Source organism: Bosea sp. BIWAKO-01 (genome assembly GCF_001748145.1).
Taxonomy (GTDB): domain Bacteria; phylum Pseudomonadota; class Alphaproteobacteria; order Rhizobiales; family Beijerinckiaceae; genus Allobosea.
Window position 1 is genome coordinate 246,137 of the sequence record NZ_BCQA01000002.1, and the last position, 20,523, is coordinate 266,659.

The following is a 20,523-nucleotide window of genomic DNA, read 5'->3' on the forward strand; positions in this document are numbered from 1 at the left end:
GGCCCTCCCTGAAGTAGGCTTTTTGAGCCTTTGGAGGATGCCCGCGATGCCGCAGAAGAAGCACAAGCCTGAGGAGATCGTCGCGAAGCTGCGGCAGGTCGACGTGCTGTTATCGCAGGGGCGCCCGGTCGCGGAGGCGATCCGGGCCATCAGCGTGACGGCGTTCACGTATTATCGCTGGCGCAAGGAGTTTGGCGGGCTGAAGTCCGACCAGGTGAAGCGCCTGAAGGATCTGGAGAAGGAGAACGAGCGGTTGCGCAAAGCCGTCTCGGATCTGACGTTGGAGAAGCTGATCCTCAAAGAGGCCGCCTCGGGAAACTACTAAGCCCCGCCCGTCGTCGCCGCTGCATCGACCACGCCATGATGAAGTTCGGTCGGAGCGGTTGGCGTGCCGGGTTCTGGGGCAACATCGATCTACGCATCGCAAGGTTCCGAAGGGCCGCACTGACGATGCGGCGCTGACCGCCGACATTGTCGAGCTCGCCACCCAGTATGGCCGTTACGGCTACCGCCGGATCGCGGCCATGCTGGAGACAGCCGGTTGGGCGGTGAACGTCAAACGTGTCGAGCGGATCTGGCGGCGGGAGGGACTGAAGGTGCCGGCCAGTCAACCTAAGAAAGGCCGTCTCTGGCTGAATGACGGATCATGCATCCGGCTTCGGCCGGAATATCCCGACCATGTCTGGTCCTACGACTTCGTCGAGGATCGCACCCACAACGGTCGGAAGTTCCGCATGCTGAACGTCATTGATGAGTTCACCCGGGAATGCATTGCGATCCGAATCGACCGGAAGCTCAAATCCACCGACGTCATCGACGTGCTATCCGATCTCTTCATCCTACGCGGAGTGCCCGGGCATGTTCGTTCGGACAACGGTCCCGAGTTCGTCGCCAGGGCGGTGCGGGAGTGGATCGCGGCGGTCGGCGCGAAAACAGCGTTTATCGAGCCTGGCAGTCCTTGGGAGAACGGCTACTGCGAGAGCTTTAACTCCAAGCTTCGTGACGAGCTTCTGAACGGCGAGCTGTTCTACAGCCTCGCCGAGGCCCGGATCGTCATCGAGGGCTGGCGTCAGCACTACAATACCCGGCGCCCACACTCCTCGCTCGGCTATCGGCCGCCAGCGCCGACCGCCGTGGTCTGGCCGGCCGCGCAAACCCAACCCGCTTCGCCGGCCATCTCAACCGTGGCCGCCAAGCCCACCATGCATTAGATTAGAACTGGGCCACCAAATGGGGGCAAGCCAGGAAGATGGCCCGTTATGGACTGTGGCAAGGTCCGGTTTCGGGCGGTTCAATTCGCTAAGTGGCAACGCCTCCGGTACGAGCCCTTTCCGGACTCTGGCCACGTCCGCGCTCGGCCATTCTGATCCGGCCAGCAATGGGTTGAGCGAATGCTATCGCCCAAATCCACTTTTCGGGCCGATGCTTTAGTTGCGGGATGATCGCATCCCCGGTCGCTTCCTGACGTCAGGATCGGCGAGCAAGCGCGCGTAGTCATCGCATTCCACCGGCACGAGCGCCACGCGCGCCTCGGCATCATGATGCAGACCGAAGCCGTATTGCTTCACCAATGGCGAGGCGCGCAAACAGGCTTGCGGCTTGTCGAATAACCGCGCCGCAGCATCCGCCCCTTTGCGCGCCCGCTCGACCGCCCGCAGAAGTTCGTCAGACGTCAGTTCACAGGGCCGCGCCAACAGCATCTCATATTGCATCCTCGCGACTGTGCCTGGCTTTGCCGGAGGCGCGCTCAGTGGGGCCGTGCAATTCGCCGCCACGGTGATCAGCGTGGTGCGGTAGTTGGTGGAATGGCTCATTGGAACTCTCTGGCGCGAGCAGATGCCCCGATGCTTGCAAGCGTCGACAGCTATGGGCGCGTTGCGATGAAATCAACCCATTCGCCGATTGGCTGCCCTGGGCGGAAAGTTCAGCCAGGCAGGCACTGGACTGCGTCCGCCAGGAGCGGGAACTGGAGGGCTGCAGGGCAGGCGACATGCACCGCGGTGCAGTCATGCGCGACCGTCCAGTGGCTGGTTCAGCCGAAGGCGACGTCAAGGAACAGCTTGACGTTCAGGACAATGATCACAGCCGCGATCAGGGCTGCGCTCACTGTGAGCCAGCGCGGCGAGACCAGTTCGCCCATCTTCTTGCGCGAGGCCGTGAGCATGACGAGCGGCACGATGGCGAAGGGCAGCTGGATGCTCAGGACCACCTGCGAGAGGATGAGCAGCTTGCCGGTCTGCGCCTCGCCATAGGCGATCGTCACGACGATGGCGGGAATGATCGCGATCAGTCGCGTGACCAGACGGCGCAGCCATGCCGGCAGCTTAATGTCGATGAAGCCTTCCATGACGATCTGTCCGGCCATGGTGGCGGTCACCGTCGAATTGAAGCCGCAGCAGAGCAGGGCGATGGCGAAGAGCGAGGGGGCGATCGACGCGCCGAGCAGCGGGGCGAGCAGTTCATGCGCGCGCCCGAGTTCGGAGATGGTGTTCTGCCCGGTCTTGTAGAAGGTCGCGGCGGCGAGGATCAGGATCGCGGCGTTGATGACCAGGGCGAACATCAGGGCGACGCTGGTGTCGAGTGTCGCGTATTTCAGCGCATCGCGCTTCTCCGGCAGGCTGCCGCCATAGGCGCGGGTCTGCACGATGCCGGAATGCAGATAAAGGTTATGCGGCATCACCGTCGCGCCGATGATGCCGAGCGCGAGATAGAGCATGTTGGGATTGGTGATGATCTCGGTCGTCGGGGCGAAGCCGCGAATGACCTGCCCCCAATCCGGGTCGGCGAGCGCGATCTGGATGGAAAAGCATAGTGCGATCACGATGAGCAAGCTGATGATGAAGGCTTCGATCCAGCGAAAGCCGCTGTTCTGCAGCCAGAGGATGACGAAGACATCGAGCGCGGTGATCAGCACACCGATTTCGAGCGGAATTCCAAAAAGCAGATTGAGGCCGATCGCCGTGCCGATGACCTCGGCGAGGTCGGTCGCGCAGATCGCCAGTTCCGCAAAGATCCAGAGCGGCCAGGAGACCCAGCGCGGATAGGCATCACGGCAGGCCTGGGCGAGGTCCCTGCCGGTCGCAATCGCCAGCCGTGCGCAAAGCGACTGCAGGATTATCGCCATGATATTGGAGACGAGTGCGACGACGAGCAACGTATAGCCGAACTGCGCACCACCCGAGAGCGCGGTCGCCCAGTTGCCGGGGTCCATATAGCCGACGGCCACGAGATAGCCCGGGCCGAGAAATGTCAGGAACTTGCGCCAGGTCGTGGCCCTGGCCGAAACCGGGATCGATCGAAAGACGTCCAGCAGGGACGGCTCCCCGCGCTGACGTTGCCAGCCACCTTGTTTCGGAGCGCTCGCAATATCGATTGTCATGGCCGACTCCGAACTGCAAATCGTATGCAACAGCAAGATTGCAGCCCGAATGAAGGGCCGTCAATTCAACTAATACTTGTCTACGACAGATCCTGAGACCAAGGTCTGCGCACCTGACCAAAGGTCTGCGGCAGGAGGCATTATGTTTGCCGGTGACCGCGGCCGGGCTTGACCCTTCCGACGTCAGCGCCCTTCGTGGCTCTTCTGGGCGATGGGATCGACGCGCAAGCTCAAGGCGCAATCCGCCGACCACCCCATCGCCGCAACGGTGCGTTGATGGGACCGGCTGAAGCCTGCCGAGAACGTCGGCCTGATGGTCCGGGCCGAGCTTCCGCTCTGGCGCCGGGCGGCCTTGGACGGCCCGCCTGCGGCGCAAGGGCACCTTGCGCAGCCGCCCGCTGTGTGACGCGCGCGATCGTCCAGCCCGCCTGGCTGATCTCGGCTTGCGCCATCGGCGAGAGCGCGCCGTTGGTCGCCAGGCGCTCCACCGAACGCCTACGCAAAAGAAGGGCCCGCGGGATCCTCACCAACGGGCCAAGTCTATGGGCAGTCTGGCAAGCAAACGCGCCTGGCAACGAAGAGGTTCCGTCGGCGGGGATTCCGGCAAGACTCCTCGCCGCCCAACGGGAACGGAATTATCCTCGGCGCCGATGCTAAGAAGACCCTACCGGATCGCATACGCCGATGCGCCCCATAGGTGTTGAGGAATGCGTCCAAGCCGCAGGTGAAATCCGGAGTGTCGTCGTCGCCGTCAGCGCCTTTGGTTCGTGAAACGGACCGGCGCGCCTTTCACGGGCGCAGCCCCGCAGTGATATTCGCCGCTGGCATCAGCCTTTGTGCCGCAAGCACCACCTCCAAACGATTGCGGGCGTTCAGCTTGGCCATCAGGCTGGTCATGTAGCCCTTGACGGTCTTGTCGCTGAGCAAAAGCTCGTGGGCGATCTCGTTGTTCCTCTTCCCCAGCAGCAGCAGCCTGACGATTTGCTCCTCCCGGACGGTCAGCCTTTTGTCGATCGCCTTCCGTCGGGCGACAGCCTTGTCCTGCAAGGCACTGATGACCTTGGTGGCAAAGGCGGGTGTAATATAGACATCGCCTTGCTGCGTTGCGCGCAGGGCCTGGAAGAGATCTTCTGCGGGGCTGCCTTTCAGGACATAGCCCTTGGCCCCGGCATCGAGGGCCTTGATCGCATCGTCCGTGCTGGAGGAGCCTGTGTAGACAACGATGATCGTCTCAGGAGCGATCGCCAACACGTCCGAGATCGTCTGAAAGACATCCCCAGCCATGCTGAGATCGACGATCATCACGTCAGGTCGCTGCGTCCTGGCGATCGACATGATGTGAGCCGCGGCACTCCCGGTCGCGGCGAGCGTGAACCCGCCCCATCGTTGCAGAAGCGCGGCGATCCCTTCCACCAGCAAAGGGTGATCATCGACGATCGCAATCGAAGTATCCGGCATGGCCCCTGCCCCTGAACTCAACCGCCCCAGGCCGAGCGAGATGGTTGCGTAGTCAACACTCTTTGTAAATCATCTAAAGAAGGAAGAATGGCTACCCAATCCGTCGCCCGAACCGTGTCCTGTGCCTGGCGCCAGTATCCGAAAGGTCGTCAGGAACGGATTGGATGGCGCACACTCTAATGGTTTGTGGATGCAGCCCTAGACGCGGAGCCGGCACGATGAAGTTGAAATGCGGCATGGCGCCCAGAATCAGCGGACGTGGACTTTGGTCTGTGGCACCCAGTGCCTACTTCCCGAGACCTCCTGCGCGAAAATGCGTCGACCTTGGTGAGTGGTGGAGCCTGCACGGCGTCCGTACCTTCTGATCGCAATGCTTGGCGATGGAGGGGGCGATGGGGCAGCCATTCGAGAGTGGGACGAAGGGCGCCATCACGCGGCGGACGGCCCTTGCGGGCGCGGCCCTTGCTGCCGGCCTCCCTGCCGCCCCCACGCGGGCTGCTCCGCCGCTTCCTCCTGCTCCTGTCGGAGCCGACGGCCTGCCGCGGCACAAGGTCGACCTTGTCGCGCCGCCGTTTGCTCACCCTCATGAACAGGTGGCCACGAAGGGCCCCCGGATCCTCGAGTTCCTGCTCACGATCGAGGAGAAGAAGATTGTCGTCGACGACGAGGGCACGACCCTTCAGGCCATGACGTTCAATGGCTCGGTTCCCGGGCCGATCCTGGTGGTGCACGAGGGCGACTATGTCGAGGTGACGCTGGTCAACCCCGACACCAACCAGATGACGCACAACATCGATTTCCATTCTGCCGCGGGCGCTTCAGGCGGTGCCGATCTGACCTTGATCAATCCCGGCGAGGAGGCCGTGCTGCGTTGGAAGGCCACCCGTACAGGCGTGTTCGCCTATCACTGCATCCCCGGCGCCATGACGCCCTGGCATATCACCTCCGGCATGAGCGGCGCCGTGATGGTCCTGCCACGGGATGGCTTGAAGGACGGAGCGGGAAAGCCGTTGCGCTACGACCGGGTCTATTACATCGGCGAGCATGACTACTACATCCCGCGCGACGAAAAGGGCCGGTTCAAGCACTACGACACGCATGGCGACGCCTACATGGACACGATGGAGGTCATGCGAAAGCTGGTCCCGAGCCACGTCGTGTTCAACGGCGCGGTCGGGGCCCTGACGGGCAAGAACGCGATGCCCGCAAAGGTCGGCGAGAACGTGCTGATCGTTCACTCCCAGGCCAGCCGCGACACCCGTCCCCATCTCGTCGGTGGCTTCGGAGATTATGTCTGGGAGACCGGCAAGTTCTCGAACGCCCCCGAGACCGATCTGGAGACATGGTTCATTCGGGGCGGATCCGCCGGCGCGGCACTCACCCGGTTCCTTCAGCCCGGCATTGTCGGCTACGTCAACCACAACATGATCGAGGCCTTCGAGCTTGGCGCGACGGCTCATTTCAGGGTCGAGGGCGAATGGGACGACGACCTGATGACCCAGGTGAAAGCACCCGGGCCGATCCTGGCAAGCCTCAAGTAGAAATGATCCGGTTCCAACCGAGCTGAAGCCGCCGGACACTGTTTCGACGGGAGGCCCCATGCTGCCCGCGTTCAAACTCATGGCCCGAACTGCCGTGGTTCTGGTTCCCCTTGCGGTCCTGGCCTCGGCGTCCAGCCCCGACCCGGGGTCGGACCCGTCGGCCTTGCGGTCGAAGGACATGGTGGAACTCGGGCCCGGCGCCATTCGATATCGGGCCAGTGGCGAGTTCCAGCGTCACGGAAAGCCAGCCACGGCGCCCATGGTCAACGTCACGATCGATCGGCCCATCGCAGTGATGAGGCATCAGGTCACGGCCTCTGACTATCGGCGTTGCGTCGACGCGCAAGCCTGCCCCATGGTGGGCGGTGACGCGGCAGCTCCCGATCGCCCCGTCGTCGGGGTGAGTTGGCGGGATGCGCAGGCCTATGCCTCCTGGCTTTCGCTTGAGACCGGACTGAGTTTTCGGCTGCCCACCGACGAAGAGTGGGCCTATCTCGCCGGCAGCCGGTACAGGGACGACGCCTTGCCGGAAAGCCTAGACAGCAGCGGGCCTGGGCAGCGGATTCTTGCAATATATGACAGAGACGCGGGCCGCGAGCGCGTGGATGCGAAAGTGCCGCGACCGATCGGCAGTTTCGGTGCCAACGAGCATGGCCTTCTCGACCTGGCCGGGAATGTTTGGGAATGGACCGACACCTGCTTCCAGCGCAGTTCGTTTGATGCAGCCGGGCGTTCCACGGCGACAGTGACGAACTGCGGCGTTCGCGTGGTTGAGGGGCGCCATCGCGCCTACATGACCGATTTTGTTCGTGATGCCCGTCCCGGGGGCTGCGTAGCCGGCACGCCACCGAGCAATCTGGGATTCCGGCTGGTGCGTGACGATCAGCGCTGGTGGCGCGTTCCATTGGACTGGCTGCGGCGATCACACGGAGGCTCGATCGCGCGGGCGGCCGCCCACGCTCGACCCTAGCAATTGCGCCGCTGCCCAGCAGCAGACCTCGTCAGCGCCAGCTAAGGGCACCTCTTTCCCATCGGCCGGCGCGCCAACCAGACTGCCCGAAAGCAGACTCCCTAGACTTCTGCTATAGGCCACTTTTGTGCATTGGTCTGCGTGCCAACCTACTCGCGTTGGGTTGCGGAATCGGGCGGTGTTCGGTGGCGCTACGGACCAAAGTCGGTACTGCCGATAGGGATGATTGGCTCGGAAAACCTAGACCAATAGCGAGTAAAGATTATCCGACATAGTCCTCTAACGGTTCGGGCCCACCGACGCGCATGATGCAACGTGCGATAGGCCCCCAGCGGCTGAACGCCATCTCAACTGAAGTTCTTGCGGCCGGTGCTACCGGCGGCGCGCCTGCTTGGCGCGAGCGGCGGAGCATTGTCCCAGGCAGGCCAACACGGGGTCCGGGAACCCCCAGGAGGGCGTCATGGTGCAGTTTGTTCGCTCCGACCTTGAGTTCATTCTCGAGCAGATCAGGATTGCGGAGCGGAACGCTCAGGGCGAGAACCTCACAGACATCCTGCCCAGCGCCCAGGTGCCGTTTGGTCTGCGGACCGTCGATGGCTCGTTCAACAACCTGGCCCACCCGGAATTCGGGGCCGCGGATCTGGCGTTTCCACGCCTGACCGATCCGTCGTTCCGGCCGGCCGAGGCCGGCACCAGCTACGCCGATCCAGGCTTAGTGCAGGACTCCCAGCCGCGCACGATCAGCAACCTGGTCGTCGACCAGACCGCCAACAATCCCGCAGCCGTCGCGGCTGCTGCACAGAACCCAGGGTCAGGCACCGTCACCAGTCCCGGGCTGGATGGGGTCTTCGGCACCGCGGACGACACTCCGGTCAATTTCATCCCGAATATTACCCCCGATGTGGGCCTCTCGGCGCCATTCAACGCCTGGATGACCTTCTTCGGCCAGTTCTTCGACCACGGCCTCGACCTGGTCACCAAGTCCACGAGCCAGACCGAAGTCGTCTTCATTCCGCTGCAACCCGATGACCCGCTCTTCAGCACGGCGCCCGGCGCTCTGAACTTCATGGTGCTGAACCGGGCTGCGGGCGGCCAGGCTGCGACCAACACGACCTCGCCCTTCGTCGACCAGAGCCAGACCTACGCCTCGAATCCCTCGCATCAGGTCTTCCTGCGCGCCTATGAACTGAATGCCAACGGCGATCCGGTCGCGACCGGTGAACTGATCACCAACCGCAATCTCGGCGCAGATGGCCTGTTCGGCACGGCTGATGATGTTGAAATCGGCGGGATGGCGACCTGGGCCGTGGTCAAGGCGCAGGCGCGCGACATCCTCGGCATCAACCTCACCGATGCCGATGTCGGCAATGTGCCGGTCCTGGCTGTCGATGCCTATGGCAATTTCATCGTGGGCCCGAACGGCATGCCGATGGTCATGATGACCGATGGCAGCTTCACCGAGGGCAACCGGGCGGCGCCGATCAGCCTCGCGGGCGCCGCCCGCACCGGTCATGCCTTCCTGAACGATATCGCGCATGCTGCCGATCCGACGGGCAAGACCGCGGATGCCGATAGCATCGTCAACACCGGACCGATTGCGGCCGGCCAATATGACAACGAGCTCCTCGACGCGCATTACATCGCCGGCGACGGCCGCGTGAACGAGAATATCGGCCTCACCGCCGTGCACGCCGTGTTCCATTCGGAACATAACCGCCTTGTCCAGCAGACCAAGGACGTGGCGTTGGCGACCGGGGATGTCGCCTTCCTCAACCAGTGGCTCGACACGCCGCTGGCCGTGGGCACGACCTTCCCGCTGACGCAGGTCCAGATCGACGCGCTCGACTGGAACGGCGAACGCCTGTTCCAGTCCGCCAAGTTCGGCACGGAGATGCAGTATCAGCATCTGGTGTTCGAGGAGTTCGCCCGCACGGTCCAGCCGCAGGTCGACGAGTTCCTGGCGCCCAATGGCTACGACACCACGATCAACCCGGCGATCCTCGCGGAGTTCGCGCACACGGTCTATCGCTTCGGTCATTCGATGCTGGTCGAGACGGTCGATCGCTTCGACCCGAACTTCAACACTGTCGGCGGCGACCCGCAACTCGGCCTGATCGCGGCCTTCCTCAATCCGCTCGCCTATGCCGCAAGCGGCGTGACGCCCGAACAGGCGACCGGTGCGATCGTGCGTGGCCTCACGCGCCAGGTCGGCAACGAGATCGACGAATTCGTCACCGAGGCGGTGCGCAACAACCTGCTCGGCCTGCCGCTCGACCTGCCGGCGCTGAACATCGCGCGCGGCCGTGATACCGGCATTCCCTCGCTCAACCAGGCGCGGGTCGAATTCTACCAGATGACCGGCGACAGCCAGCTCAAGCCCTATATCAGCTGGACCGACTTTGCCGGCCATCTGAAACATACCGAGTCGCTGATCAACTTCATCGCGGCCTATGGCACGCATGCGTCGATCACGGATGCGACGACGATGGCCGACAAGCGTGCGGCTGCGAGCTTGCTGGTGCTGGGTGGCGTTGGTGCGCCTGCGGATCGTCTCGACTTCCTGAACGCGACCGGCGCCTTTACCGGCGGCTCGCTCGGCGGCCTCAACGACGTCGATTTCTGGCTCGGCGGCCTTGCGGAAGAGAAGATGCCGTTTGGCGGGATGCTCGGCTCGACCTTCAACTTCGTCTTCGAGACCCAGCTTGAATCGCTGCAGAACGGCGACCGCTTCTACTATCTGTCGCGCACTGCCGGCATGAATTTCGGCACCGAGCTCGAGAACAACTCCTTCGCCAAGCTCGTGATGCTGAACAGCGACGCGACGCATCTGCCGAACGCGATCTTCACCACGCCGACCTTCACGCTCGAAGTGAACCGGGCGGCGCAGCATACCGGGCTCGGCCTCGATGGCCGGGCCGACCCGACCGGCGGCATCGAGATCAACGGCGTCGAAGTCGTTCCTCTTGTCATTCGCGACAATCCGGCGACGCCCGGCACCGACACGAACTACCTCCAGTACACCGGCGAGGACCATGTCGTTCTTGGCGGCACCGCCGGCAATGACGTCATCATCTCCGGCGATGGCGACGACACGCTCTATGGCGACGGCGGGAACGACCGACTCGAGGGCGGCTACGGCAACGACACCATCATGGGTGGCGACGGCGACGACATCATCCGGGATCTCGGTGGCGACGACCGGCTCGAGGGCGGCGCCGGCAACGACGTCATCCATGCCGGCAACATGATGGTCGGCGGTGTCGGGAACCTGATCCTGGGCGGTGCCGGCAAGGACTACATCGTCACGATGGAGGACATCTCGACCACCTTCGGTGGCCAGGGAGACGACTTCATCTACAGCGCCAAGACCAGTCTGCCGCCGACCGGCAACGAGGGCGACGACTGGATCGAGAAGGGCACGCAGGACGGCGCCCCTGGCGACAACTTTGCGCCCCTGCTGGCCGATAACGTCATCGGCAATGACATCTTCATCGGCGGCGGCGGCTTCGACGAGTTCATCGGCGAAGGCGGCGACGATATCTTCGTCGGCAGCGATGCCCAGGACAAGATGGACGGCATGTCCGGCTTCGACTGGGTCACCTACAAGAACGACAGGCAGGGCGTGACCGTCGACCTGACGCTGGCTGCGCTGGCCCAGCCCCATGGCGAGACGCCTGCCGCGAACACCGGCGTTGTCCAGCCTGTCGGCGCATCCCCGGCGTCTATCCTCGACCGGTTCGCCGAGGTCGAGGGCCTGTCGGGCTCGCGCTTTGCCGACATCCTGCGCGGCGACAATGTCGACGCGGTCACGATCCTGAACCATGGCGGCGCTACCGGGGGCGCACTGACCAATGTCGCCCTGATCGACGGGTTGCAAGGGCTCCTGCTCCAGGCCGGCCTCTCCGCCACCGGCTTTGCCACCGGCAACATCATGCTCGGCGGTGCCGGCAGTGACCTGCTCGAAGGTCGCGGCGGCGACGACCTGATCGACGGCGACCGCTGGCTGAACGTGCGCATCAGCGTGCGTGCGAATATCGACGGAACCGGCGCCGAGATCGCCACCTTCGACAGCATGGTTGCACCGACCCTGCTGCAGAACATGCTGAACGGCGTCTGGAACCCCGGTCAGCTCGTGGCGGTGCGCGAACTGAGAGATGACGACAACGCCTTCGACACGGCGATATTCTCCGGCGCCAGCACCGACTACACGGTCACGACGACCAATGGCATCACCACCGTCACCGACAATGTCGGTACGGATGGCACCGACACTCTCGTCAATGTCGAGCGGTTGCAATTTTCCGATGTGTCCGTGACGCTTCCAAACGGCGCCGGACTCAATCTGAACCCGACCGGCCAGCTTGCCATCCAGGATGCCACGTCGAGCGCGGCCGACAACACTCCGACCTCAGGCCAGATGCTGCGTGTCTCGATCGGCACCGTGACGGACGGCGATACAAGCGCCGCAGCCCCCAATGGCATCCTGCCCGGCTCGATCTCCTATCTCTGGCAGGTCGAGACGGCGCCCGCTTCCGGCATCTTTGAGGACATCATCCTGCTGCCGCTGGGCGATCTCGCTTTCCAGAGCGCCGATGGCACCACCTTCAGAGTCACGCCTGATCTTGTCGGCGCTTCGCTTCGGGTCAAGGCGATCTTCACCGACGGCCATGGCGTCACCGAGACGGTGTTCTCGGCTCCGACCCAGCCGGTCGCGGCGGGGGCACCTGTTCCACCGCCAGTCGCGCCGACCCCGGTCGTCGACGCGACCGCGGGCGGCGAGGGCATCATGCTGGTGCGCTCGGACCTCAACTTCATTCTCGACCAGATCAAGATCGCCGAGGCGAACGCGGCCGGCACGCCGCTGACCTCGCTGCTACCGAACGTGCGGGTGCCGTTGGGCCTGCGCACCGTCGATGGTTCCGGCAACAATCTGGGCACGCAGCAGCAGAGCGAGACCTTCGGCGCGGCCGACAACGTCTTCCCACGCGTCACGAATCCGGTGTTCAACAGCGCAGAGGGAGGCACCTCCTACCAGCAGACGAGCGGGCTGGTGATCGACTCGCAGCCGCGCACGATCAGCAACCTGATCGTCGACCAGACCATGAACAATCCCGCAGCGATTGCGGCGGCCCTTCGCAACGCCGGCTCTGAAAATATCGCGGCGGATACGACTGCGCTCCTCAATGTGTTGCAGGCGCTCAATACAGCCAAGGCCGGCGGAGACCCCGTCGCCGTTGCAACCGCCCAGCTCGCCTTTGACGGAACCGTCGACCGCCTCGGCCTGACCATCGTCACCAGCCCCGGCCTCGACGGCCAGTTCGGCACGGCCGACGACAAGCAGGTCTTCGAAATCCCGAACATCGCGCCGGATGCGGGCCTGTCGGCGCCGTTCAACGCCTGGATGACCTTCTTCGGCCAGTTCTTCGACCATGGCCTCGATCTCGTGACCAAGGGCGGCTCCGGCACGGTCTTCATCCCGCTTCAGCCGGATGATCCGCTCTTTGTTCCGGGCAGCCCGACGAACTTCATGGTGCTGACGCGGGCGACCAACCAGCCCGGCCCCGACGGCGTCCTCGGGACGGCCGATGACATTCACGAGCATACGAACACGACCACGCCGTTTGTGGATCAAAACCAGACCTATTCCTCGCATCCCTCGCACCAGGTCTTCCTGCGGGCCTATGAGCTCAACGCCGCTGGCGATCCGGTTGCGACCGGCGGGCTGATCACCAACCGGGATCTGGGCGCCGACGGGAAATTCGGAACCGCTGACGACACCGAGATCGGTGGCATGGCGACCTGGAAGGTGGTCAAGGCCCAGGCGCGCGATATTCTCGGCATCAACCTCACCGATGCCGATATCGATAGCGGCCCGCTGCTGGCGACCGACGCCTATGGCAATTTCATGAAAGGTCCGAACGGCTTCCCGCAAGTCGTCATCCGGGTCAACAATGGTCCGGACGGCATTGCCGGCAACGCCGACGACGTCACCACGCTTGTCGAAGGCAATCCGGCGGCGCCGATCAGCCTCGCGAACGCGGTGCGCACCGGCCACGCCTTCCTGAACGACATCGCCCACAACGCCGTGCCGGTCTTCAACGCCGGTGTCCTTGCGCCTGACGCCGATGTGCTCACCGGAAACGCCGTGCCTGTGGGGCCGGGAGGCAACAACCTCGCCTATGACAACGAGCTTCTCGACGCGCACTACATCGCCGGCGACGGCCGCGTGAACGAGAATATCGGCCTCACCACAGTGCACGCGATCTTCCACTCCGAGCATAACCGGCTGGTCGAGCAGACCAAGAACACGGTCCTGACCTCGGGCGACCTCGCCTTCCTGACGGAATGGCTGATGCCGGGTACGGCGCCGGCGGCCTTCCCGACGGACGCCGCTGCGATCGCGAACCTGCAGTGGAATGGCGAGCGCCTGTTCCAGACTGCGAAATTCGGCACGGAGATGCAGTACCAGCATCTGGTCTTCGAGGAGTTCGCCCGGACCATCCAGCCGAACGTCGATCTCTTCTTCGCACCGACACAGGTCTACGATGTCGACCTGGATCCCTCGATCGTCGCGGAGTTCGCGCACACCGTCTATCGCTTCGGCCACTCGATGCTGACCGAGACGGTCGACCGCTTCACTGCGGATTTCAATGTCGTCTCGTCCGATCCCAACAATCCCGATCAGCAGATCGGCCTGATCGCGGCCTTCCTCAATCCGCTCGCCTTCGCCGCCAGCGGACCGACGCCAGAGGAAGCAACCAGCGCGATCGTGCGCGGCGTGACCCGCCAGGCCGGCAACGAGATCGACGAGTTCGTCACCGAGGCGCTGCGCAACAACCTGCTCGGCCTGCCGCTCGATCTGCCCACTATCAACCTCGCCCGCGGCCGTGATGTTGGCATTCCCTCGCTGAACGAGGTTCGCCGGCAGATCTATACGCAGACTGGCGAAGTCCAGCTCAAGCCCTACACCAGTTGGGTGGATCTGATTCAGAGCCTGAAGCACGCGGATTCGGTGATCAACTTCATCGCCGCCTATGGCCTGCATCCCTTGATCACGGCCGCGACCACGCTCGCTGACAAACGTGCGGCTGCAAGCCTCCTGGTGCTTGGCGGGGTCGGCGAGCCGGCCGATCGCCTTGACTTCTTGAACGGCACGGGAGCCTGGGCTAGCGCTGCCGACGGAGCCACCATCACCGGCGTCGACGATATCGATCTGTGGATTGGCGGTCTGGCCGAAGAGAAAATGCCGTTCGGCGGCATGCTGGGCTCGACCTTCAACTTCATCTTCGAGAATCAGCTCGAAAAGCTCCAGGATGGCGACCGCTTCTACTATCTCGAGCGCACCGCCGGTCTCAGCTTCAATGCGGAGCTCGAGAGCAACTCCTTCGCCAAGCTGATCATGGCGAACACGGATGCCACCCACCTCCCGGGTGTCGTCTTCACGGCCCCTGGCTTCACGCTCGAGGTGAACCAGGCTGCGCAGCACACCGGGCTGGGTGCCGACGGCCGAGCCGATCCCTTTGAACCGGTGGCTGCGTTTGGAGACCTCTCCTTGGCGCTCGCCCAATTTGCGCCGGGTGCCGGCGGCTGGGTGAGCGAGGATCGGTATCCGCGTCACCTGGCGGATGTGAATGGAGACGGCCGGGCCGATATCGTCGGCTTCGGGGAGCACGGCGTGTGGGTCTCGCTCGCCAATGCCGACGGGACTTTCCAGCCACTGAACTTCGCGCTCGCCCAGTTTTCACCGAGTGCCGGCGGCTGGGTGAGCGATGACCGGTATCCGCGTCACCTGGCTGATGTGAATGGAGACGGCCGGGCCGATATCGTCGGCTTCGGGGAGCACGGCGTGTGGGTCTCGCGCGCCAATGCCGACGGGACTTTCCAACCGCTGAGCTTCGAGCTCACCCAGTTTGCACCGAGTGCCGGCGGATGGGTCAGTCAAGACCGGTATCCGCGTCACCTGGCGGATGTGAACGGAGACGGCCGGGCTGACGTCGTCGGCTTCGGGGAGCACGGCGTGTGGGTCTCGCTCGCCAATGCCGACGGGACTTTCCAGCCGCTGAGCTTCGCGCTCACGCAGTTTGCACCGAGTGCCGGCGGCTGGGTGAGTGATGACCGGTATCCGCGTCAGCTGGCGGATGTGAACGGAGACGGCCGGGCCGATATCGTCGGCTTCGGGGAGCACGGCGTGTGGGTCTCGCTCGCCAATGCCGACGGGACATTCCAGCCGCTGAGCTTCGCGCTCGCCCAGTTTGCACCCAGTGCGGGCGGCTGGACGAGCCAAAGCCTCTATCCACGTCAAGTCGTCGATGTGAACGGTGACGGCCTGGCCGACATCGTCGGCTTCGGGCCGGCTGGGGTTCAGGTTGCGCTAGGCAATGCGGATGGCACCTTCCAAGCACCCACTTTCGAACTGCACGCCTTTTCAACTATCGAGGGCGGTTGGTCGAACCAGAATACCTATCCGCGTGAGCTCGCCGACGTGAACGGCGACGGCCTGGCCGATATCGTCGGCTTCGGGGAACAAGGTGTCTCTGTTGCGTTGGGGCAGCAAGGTGGGCCTGTCGTCACCCGCGACAATCCCGAGACTGTCGGGCCCGACACCAACTTCCTCCATTATACCGGAGAGGAGCATGTCGTCCTCGGCGGCACGGCGGGCGACGACATCATCATGTCGGGCGACGGCGATGACACGCTCTGGGGCGACGCCGGCAATGACCGTCTTGACGGCGGCGCCGGCAACGACCAGCTGCGCGGCGGAACCGGCGACGACATCATCACGGACACCGGTGGTGACGACAACATCCAGGGTGGCGACGGCAACGACGTCCTGCATGGCGGCAACGGCGTCAACCTGATCATCGGCGGCTTCGGCAGCGATTTCATCGTCACCGGCGAGGACGCATCGGAGGCCATTGGCGGCCAGGGCAACGACTTCATCCTGGGCAGCAAGGCCAATGAACAGGATATGGGCAACGAGGGCGACGACTGGATCGAGAAGGGCACCTCCGACGGCGCCCCTGGCGACAATTTCGATCCGCTCGGCAATGACCCGGTCATCGGCAACGACGTCTTCATCGGCGACGGCGAGAACGACAAGTTCAACGGCGAAGGCGGCGACGACATCATGGCCGGCAAGACCGGCTTCGGCGACCGCTACATCGGCGGCTCCGGCTACGACTGGGCGATCTACAAGCCCAACACCACCGGCGTCACTATCGACATCTCCGATCGCTTCTTCGATCAGCCGCCGGTGCCGGGTGGGTCGACCTCGCTCAGCCGCTTCGACTTCGTCGAAGGCCTCTCCGGTTCGGATTTCGGCGACGTCCTGAACGGCGATGACTCCGACGCCACCACCCTGCCGACGGCAGGTGCGACAGGCAGCGTGCTGACCAATATCGACCTGATCGCGGGCTTGCGGGACCTGCTTCCTGCCGGTGCGACCTTCTTCGATGGTGGCAACATCATCCTCGGCGGCGCGGGCAGCGACATCATCCAGGGCCGCGGCGGCAACGACATCATCGACGGCGACCGCTACTTGAACGTGCGCATCAGCGTGCGGGCCAATATCGATGGGACGGGACCCGAGATCGCCTCGTTCGACAGCATGGAGCCGATGGTCCCGTTCATGCTGAACGGCACCTATAATCCCGGCCAGCTCGTCATCGTTCGCGAGATCCTGACCTCGGCGACCGCCGATTTCGACACGGCCAAGTTCTCCGGCCTGCAGGCGAACTACACGATCACGACCAACGCCGACGGCTCGGTGACGGTGACGGACAATGTCGGGACGGATGGCACGGACACGCTCCGGAACATCGAGCGGCTGGAGTTCGCCGATCAGTCCGTCGTGCTCGGCGGGGCGAATAGTGAACCGGTGGGCTTACCAGCCATCGTCGACGCGAATGGCGGCGTCATCGCGGTCGGCGATGTCCTGACGGTGGACCTGGCCGGCCTGACCGATGCCGACAACCCCGGCGGGACCGTGCCAGCGTTCCCCGTCTCCTATTTCTGGCAGGTCGATAACGGAAACGGAACCTTCGATGACATCCTGACCTTCGGCGCAGGCGAAGTGGAGCGCGCGCACGGCCCGAGCTTCACGGTCACGGATGCGGAAAGCGACTTGGCGCTGCGGTTGCGGGTCGTCTACCAGGACGCGAATGGCGTGCTCGAAGAGGTGTTCTCCGCACCGACCGCTGCCGTCGTTGCCCCGACGATCATCACCGGAACGGCGGGCGCCGATACCCTCCTCGGCACGGCAGGGCCCGACATCATCAGTGCCGGTGCCGGCGACGACACGATCACGCTTTCCGCTACCGGAGATTCCGATATCATCGATGGCGGAGCCGGGACCGACACGCTCGACTTGTCCGCAATCATTGCGAACCTGACGGTCGATCTCGGCACTGGCCTGCTCGGACGCGGCAGCGCGGTCAGCACGCAGACCGGCACCGACACGCTCTGGAGCATCGAGAACGTCGCGACCGGCGCGGGCAACGATACGATCACGGCGAGCAATGCCGTCAACGTAATCCAGGGGGGCGCGGGCGACGACACCTTCCGCTTCCTGAGCAAGGAAGCGGCGGATGGCGACACCATCCTCGACTTCCAGCCTGGCGATAAGCTCGACCTCTCCGGCATCGACGCCAATGGCGCGCTCGCCGGCAACCAGAGCTTCACCTTGACCAGCGGCCCGGCCTTCACCGCCACGGCGCAGCTGGTGGTCGCCCACGAGACCCGGGCCGACGGCGACTACACCGTGGTCAAGGGCAATGTCGACGGCGATGCCGATGCCGACTTCCAGATCAACCTGAAGGGCAACCACACCCTGACCGGCGGCAACTTCTCGCTCTAACCCTCCCGGCCGGCGGACGTCCCTGTCCGCCGGCCCTTACCGCCTTCGCGGAGGCCAGAATCTGACCGGTGGCGATCATGGCACCTTTTCAGAAATTGCCCCCCAATCGGCGCCGCGATACGGCCAGGCTGACCCAGAGGTTCTTCCCGACCGTTATTTTAATGCTCCTGGTCTTCGGCCTCATCAATGTGCTGGCGCAGGCCGGTTCGTTCTACATGCTCCAGCTCTGTGACCGGGCACTGACCTCGGCCAGCATCCGGAAGCTGGCCGCGCTCTCGGCTCTGGCGATCGGGCTCTATCTGCTCTGGCACGCCGCCTTCGGTCCGGGAGGCCTGCTGTGAGGGACATCTCAATCGCTATTCTCGACGATCATCCGCTTCTGATGGAGGGGATCGCGACACTGCTGAAGCGACGAGGTGGCTTCGCGCTTGTGGCAACAGGATCCTCGGCAGAACAGATCATCTCTATCGCCGAGAACCATCAGCCTGACGCCATGATCGTCGATCTGAACATGCCTGGTGACGTGTTTCAGGCGATGGCCGAGGCCTCCAGGGCGGTTCCCGACATGAAGATTGTCATCTTCACGGCGTCGCACAATACAGACGACGTTCTTCAGGCGCTTGCTGTCGGTGCCAGCTGCTATGTCCTGAAAGGCAGTCCGGCCGACGAGCTTTTCGAGGCTATCGCGACTGCGCGACGAGGCCAGACCTATGTGACGCCGTCGCTTGCCGCCAATGCGCTTGGGGCTCTATCGCGCAAATCTCTCGAAAAGCGAGCCCCTAAAAGCGTTCGGCTAAGCGTGCGGGAGGATCAGATCATCCGACTGCTTCTGTACGGCAAGCAGAATCGCGAAATCGCTAATGCCCTTTCTCTCAGCGAGAAGACGATCAAGAGTTACATGACCGACCTGATGGCCAAGCTGAACGTCCGCAATCGTCTGGAGCTGGTCCTTGCGGCACAAAAGCTGGATCCAGCCACCCGAACGCCACAAACTGATGAGCGCCCACCTCACCGGTGAGGTTGCGCTCGTCTCACCGGTTGGGCGTGGGCATCAGGGGAAGGGTGCGCCGCGGTGGTGCAATCCGCCCTTCGGCCGGTCCTATTTCGCTGGGCCTGGCGGGCAGGCCGCATCGCCGGAGACCGCCTCGCAACATTCGGGGATCGCCGGTGCTTAAGCTCACATCTTTTGAGTCGCACACGAGTGGATGCGATGCTGGGTCCGACTCGGCGTGTGACTAGTCCGGGTTGCAGGCGCCCAGAATTGTCTCCGGCTTGTTCTTCGCCACCATCGCCGAGCAGATGATTTCCGGTCCTCGAATCGATACCCCGGCGCCGGCAAGGGTTTTGGCCATCCTGGTGATTTCGGCGCCAGCGATCCTGCCCAGCGGCGGGACTGAGAGCCCGAACTGAACCAGATCAAGAATCGACGCGCTATCCGACCATGCGCTTGCAGGAAGCGGAAGCTCGAACAGAACTTGAGTGACCACGTTCTTGCGGTCTCGCCTGATATAGAGCCGTCGCTTCTCTGACTCATCCGACACGGAGCAATATTCAGGCTCGCAACCACGGTCCTTGAGGCCATACTCAGGGCGCGCGGCAACGATGGCCACAAACTTTTTGACCGTCACTCCAAAATCATCAGCTGCCGCCTGACACGCGACCAGGAGCATCCCGACAACCATAAGCGCGCGCATCTCGCCCCCCAATTTTTTAGGTGGAGTGTGAGGCCAATCGCCGATTTCGGGAAGAGGCATGCTGCCGACGGTCGCGCTCGTTCGAGTGTCGGATCGGCGAACAGCCCCTGGCAGCCAATCACAGCAGCGCGGCCTGCATTGGCTCAACCTTCGGTTCCGGCGGGTCTTTTTTCTGACCGCGCGAGACGATCTGCAGTGAGCCGTCGGGCAGCGGTCGTTGAAGGCCCTTCGCGATCTCCCAGGGGGACGACATCCAGAGTTCCAGGTCGACCGGATTGGTCAGGATGACGGGCATCGCCTTTGGATGGATTGGCTCGACCTCGGCATTCGGCTCGGTGGTGAGGAAGGCGAAGACGTCGATCGTCTCCTCGCCGGTCTTCACCTTCCTGACGCTCGTCCATTGCGGAGCCCAGATGCCCGCGAAGAAGGCGAGCGGCCGGTCCTCATCCAGCGCGAACCACACGTCGCCGCCGGCCTCGCGGTTGAATTCGCTGAAGGCCACCAGGCAACGGTTCTCGACACCGAGCCAGCGCTTCCAATGCGCGCTCGATGTGTTTCGGCGTGCAAGTTTGCCCCCGTGAGGCGGGGGATCGGCATCCAACTTTGACCCCCTTGAGCCGGTTTCG

The 20,523-nt window shown here is 63.8% G+C and carries 9 protein-coding genes and 2 pseudogenes; 6 read left to right on the forward strand and 5 right to left on the reverse strand.

Annotation, left to right across the window (positions count from 1 at the left end; all coding sequences use genetic code 11):
* Nucleotides 1-46: 46 nt before the first annotated feature.
* Nucleotides 47-1,211, forward strand: a pseudogene (locus BIWAKO_RS32915) (IS3 family transposase).
* A 216-nt stretch (nt 1,212-1,427) separates the two neighbouring features.
* Here the strand turns inward: BIWAKO_RS32915 and BIWAKO_RS32920 are convergent.
* The 3 genes from BIWAKO_RS32920 to BIWAKO_RS32930 all read right to left on the reverse strand — a co-directional run bounded on the left by BIWAKO_RS32920 (nt 1,428) and on the right by BIWAKO_RS32930 (nt 4,837).
* Complete coding sequence (locus BIWAKO_RS32920; protein ID WP_069883182.1) at nt 1,428-1,814, reverse strand: DUF6157 family protein; 387 nt, start codon at nt 1,812-1,814, stop codon at nt 1,428-1,430.
* A 218-nt stretch (nt 1,815-2,032) separates the two neighbouring features.
* Nucleotides 2,033-3,379: an Nramp family divalent metal transporter gene (locus BIWAKO_RS32925; RefSeq protein ID WP_069883183.1), complete on the reverse strand. Its 1,347-nt coding sequence runs from the start codon at nt 3,377-3,379 to the stop codon at nt 2,033-2,035.
* Between the two features lie 789 nt (nt 3,380-4,168).
* Nucleotides 4,169-4,837 (reverse strand): response regulator, encoded by a 669-nt coding sequence (locus BIWAKO_RS32930; protein ID WP_069883184.1) that lies wholly within the window; start codon nt 4,835-4,837, stop codon nt 4,169-4,171.
* 392 nt (nt 4,838-5,229) lie between these two features.
* Here BIWAKO_RS32930 and nirK point away from each other — a divergent pair, with 392 nt between their 5' ends.
* The 5 genes from nirK (at nt 5,230) to BIWAKO_RS32955 (ending at nt 19,221) form a co-directional block, all read left to right on the forward strand.
* A complete protein-coding gene (nirK, locus tag BIWAKO_RS32935) occupies nt 5,230-6,378 on the forward strand; it encodes a copper-containing nitrite reductase (RefSeq protein ID WP_069883185.1) in 1,149 nt (382 codons plus the stop codon).
* Between the two features lie 58 nt (nt 6,379-6,436).
* A complete protein-coding gene (locus tag BIWAKO_RS32940; RefSeq protein WP_069883186.1) occupies nt 6,437-7,348 on the forward strand; it encodes a formylglycine-generating enzyme family protein in 912 nt (303 codons plus the stop codon).
* Between the two features lie 460 nt (nt 7,349-7,808).
* Entirely contained in the window at nt 7,809-18,203 is a 10,395-nt protein-coding gene (locus BIWAKO_RS37000) for a peroxidase family protein (protein WP_176733502.1), read from the forward strand.
* A gap of 77 nt (nt 18,204-18,280) precedes the next feature.
* Nucleotides 18,281-18,544 (forward strand): hypothetical protein, encoded by a 264-nt coding sequence (locus tag BIWAKO_RS32950; RefSeq protein ID WP_141740451.1) that lies wholly within the window; start codon nt 18,281-18,283, stop codon nt 18,542-18,544.
* Nucleotides 18,541-19,221: a response regulator gene (locus BIWAKO_RS32955; protein WP_074471708.1), complete on the forward strand. Its 681-nt coding sequence runs from the start codon at nt 18,541-18,543 to the stop codon at nt 19,219-19,221. The genes BIWAKO_RS32950 and BIWAKO_RS32955 overlap by 4 nt, the downstream gene beginning before the upstream one ends.
* Before the next feature lie 217 nt (nt 19,222-19,438).
* On the opposite strand, the gene BIWAKO_RS32960 is transcribed toward BIWAKO_RS32955, so the two are convergent.
* Nucleotides 19,439-19,897: a hypothetical protein gene (locus BIWAKO_RS32960; RefSeq protein ID WP_069883188.1), complete on the reverse strand. Its 459-nt coding sequence runs from the start codon at nt 19,895-19,897 to the stop codon at nt 19,439-19,441.
* A gap of 118 nt (nt 19,898-20,015) precedes the next feature.
* Nucleotides 20,016-20,480 (reverse strand): annotated as a pseudogene (locus BIWAKO_RS32965) (SOS response-associated peptidase family protein); the annotation flags it as partial.
* Nucleotides 20,481-20,523: the final 43 nt, after the last annotated feature.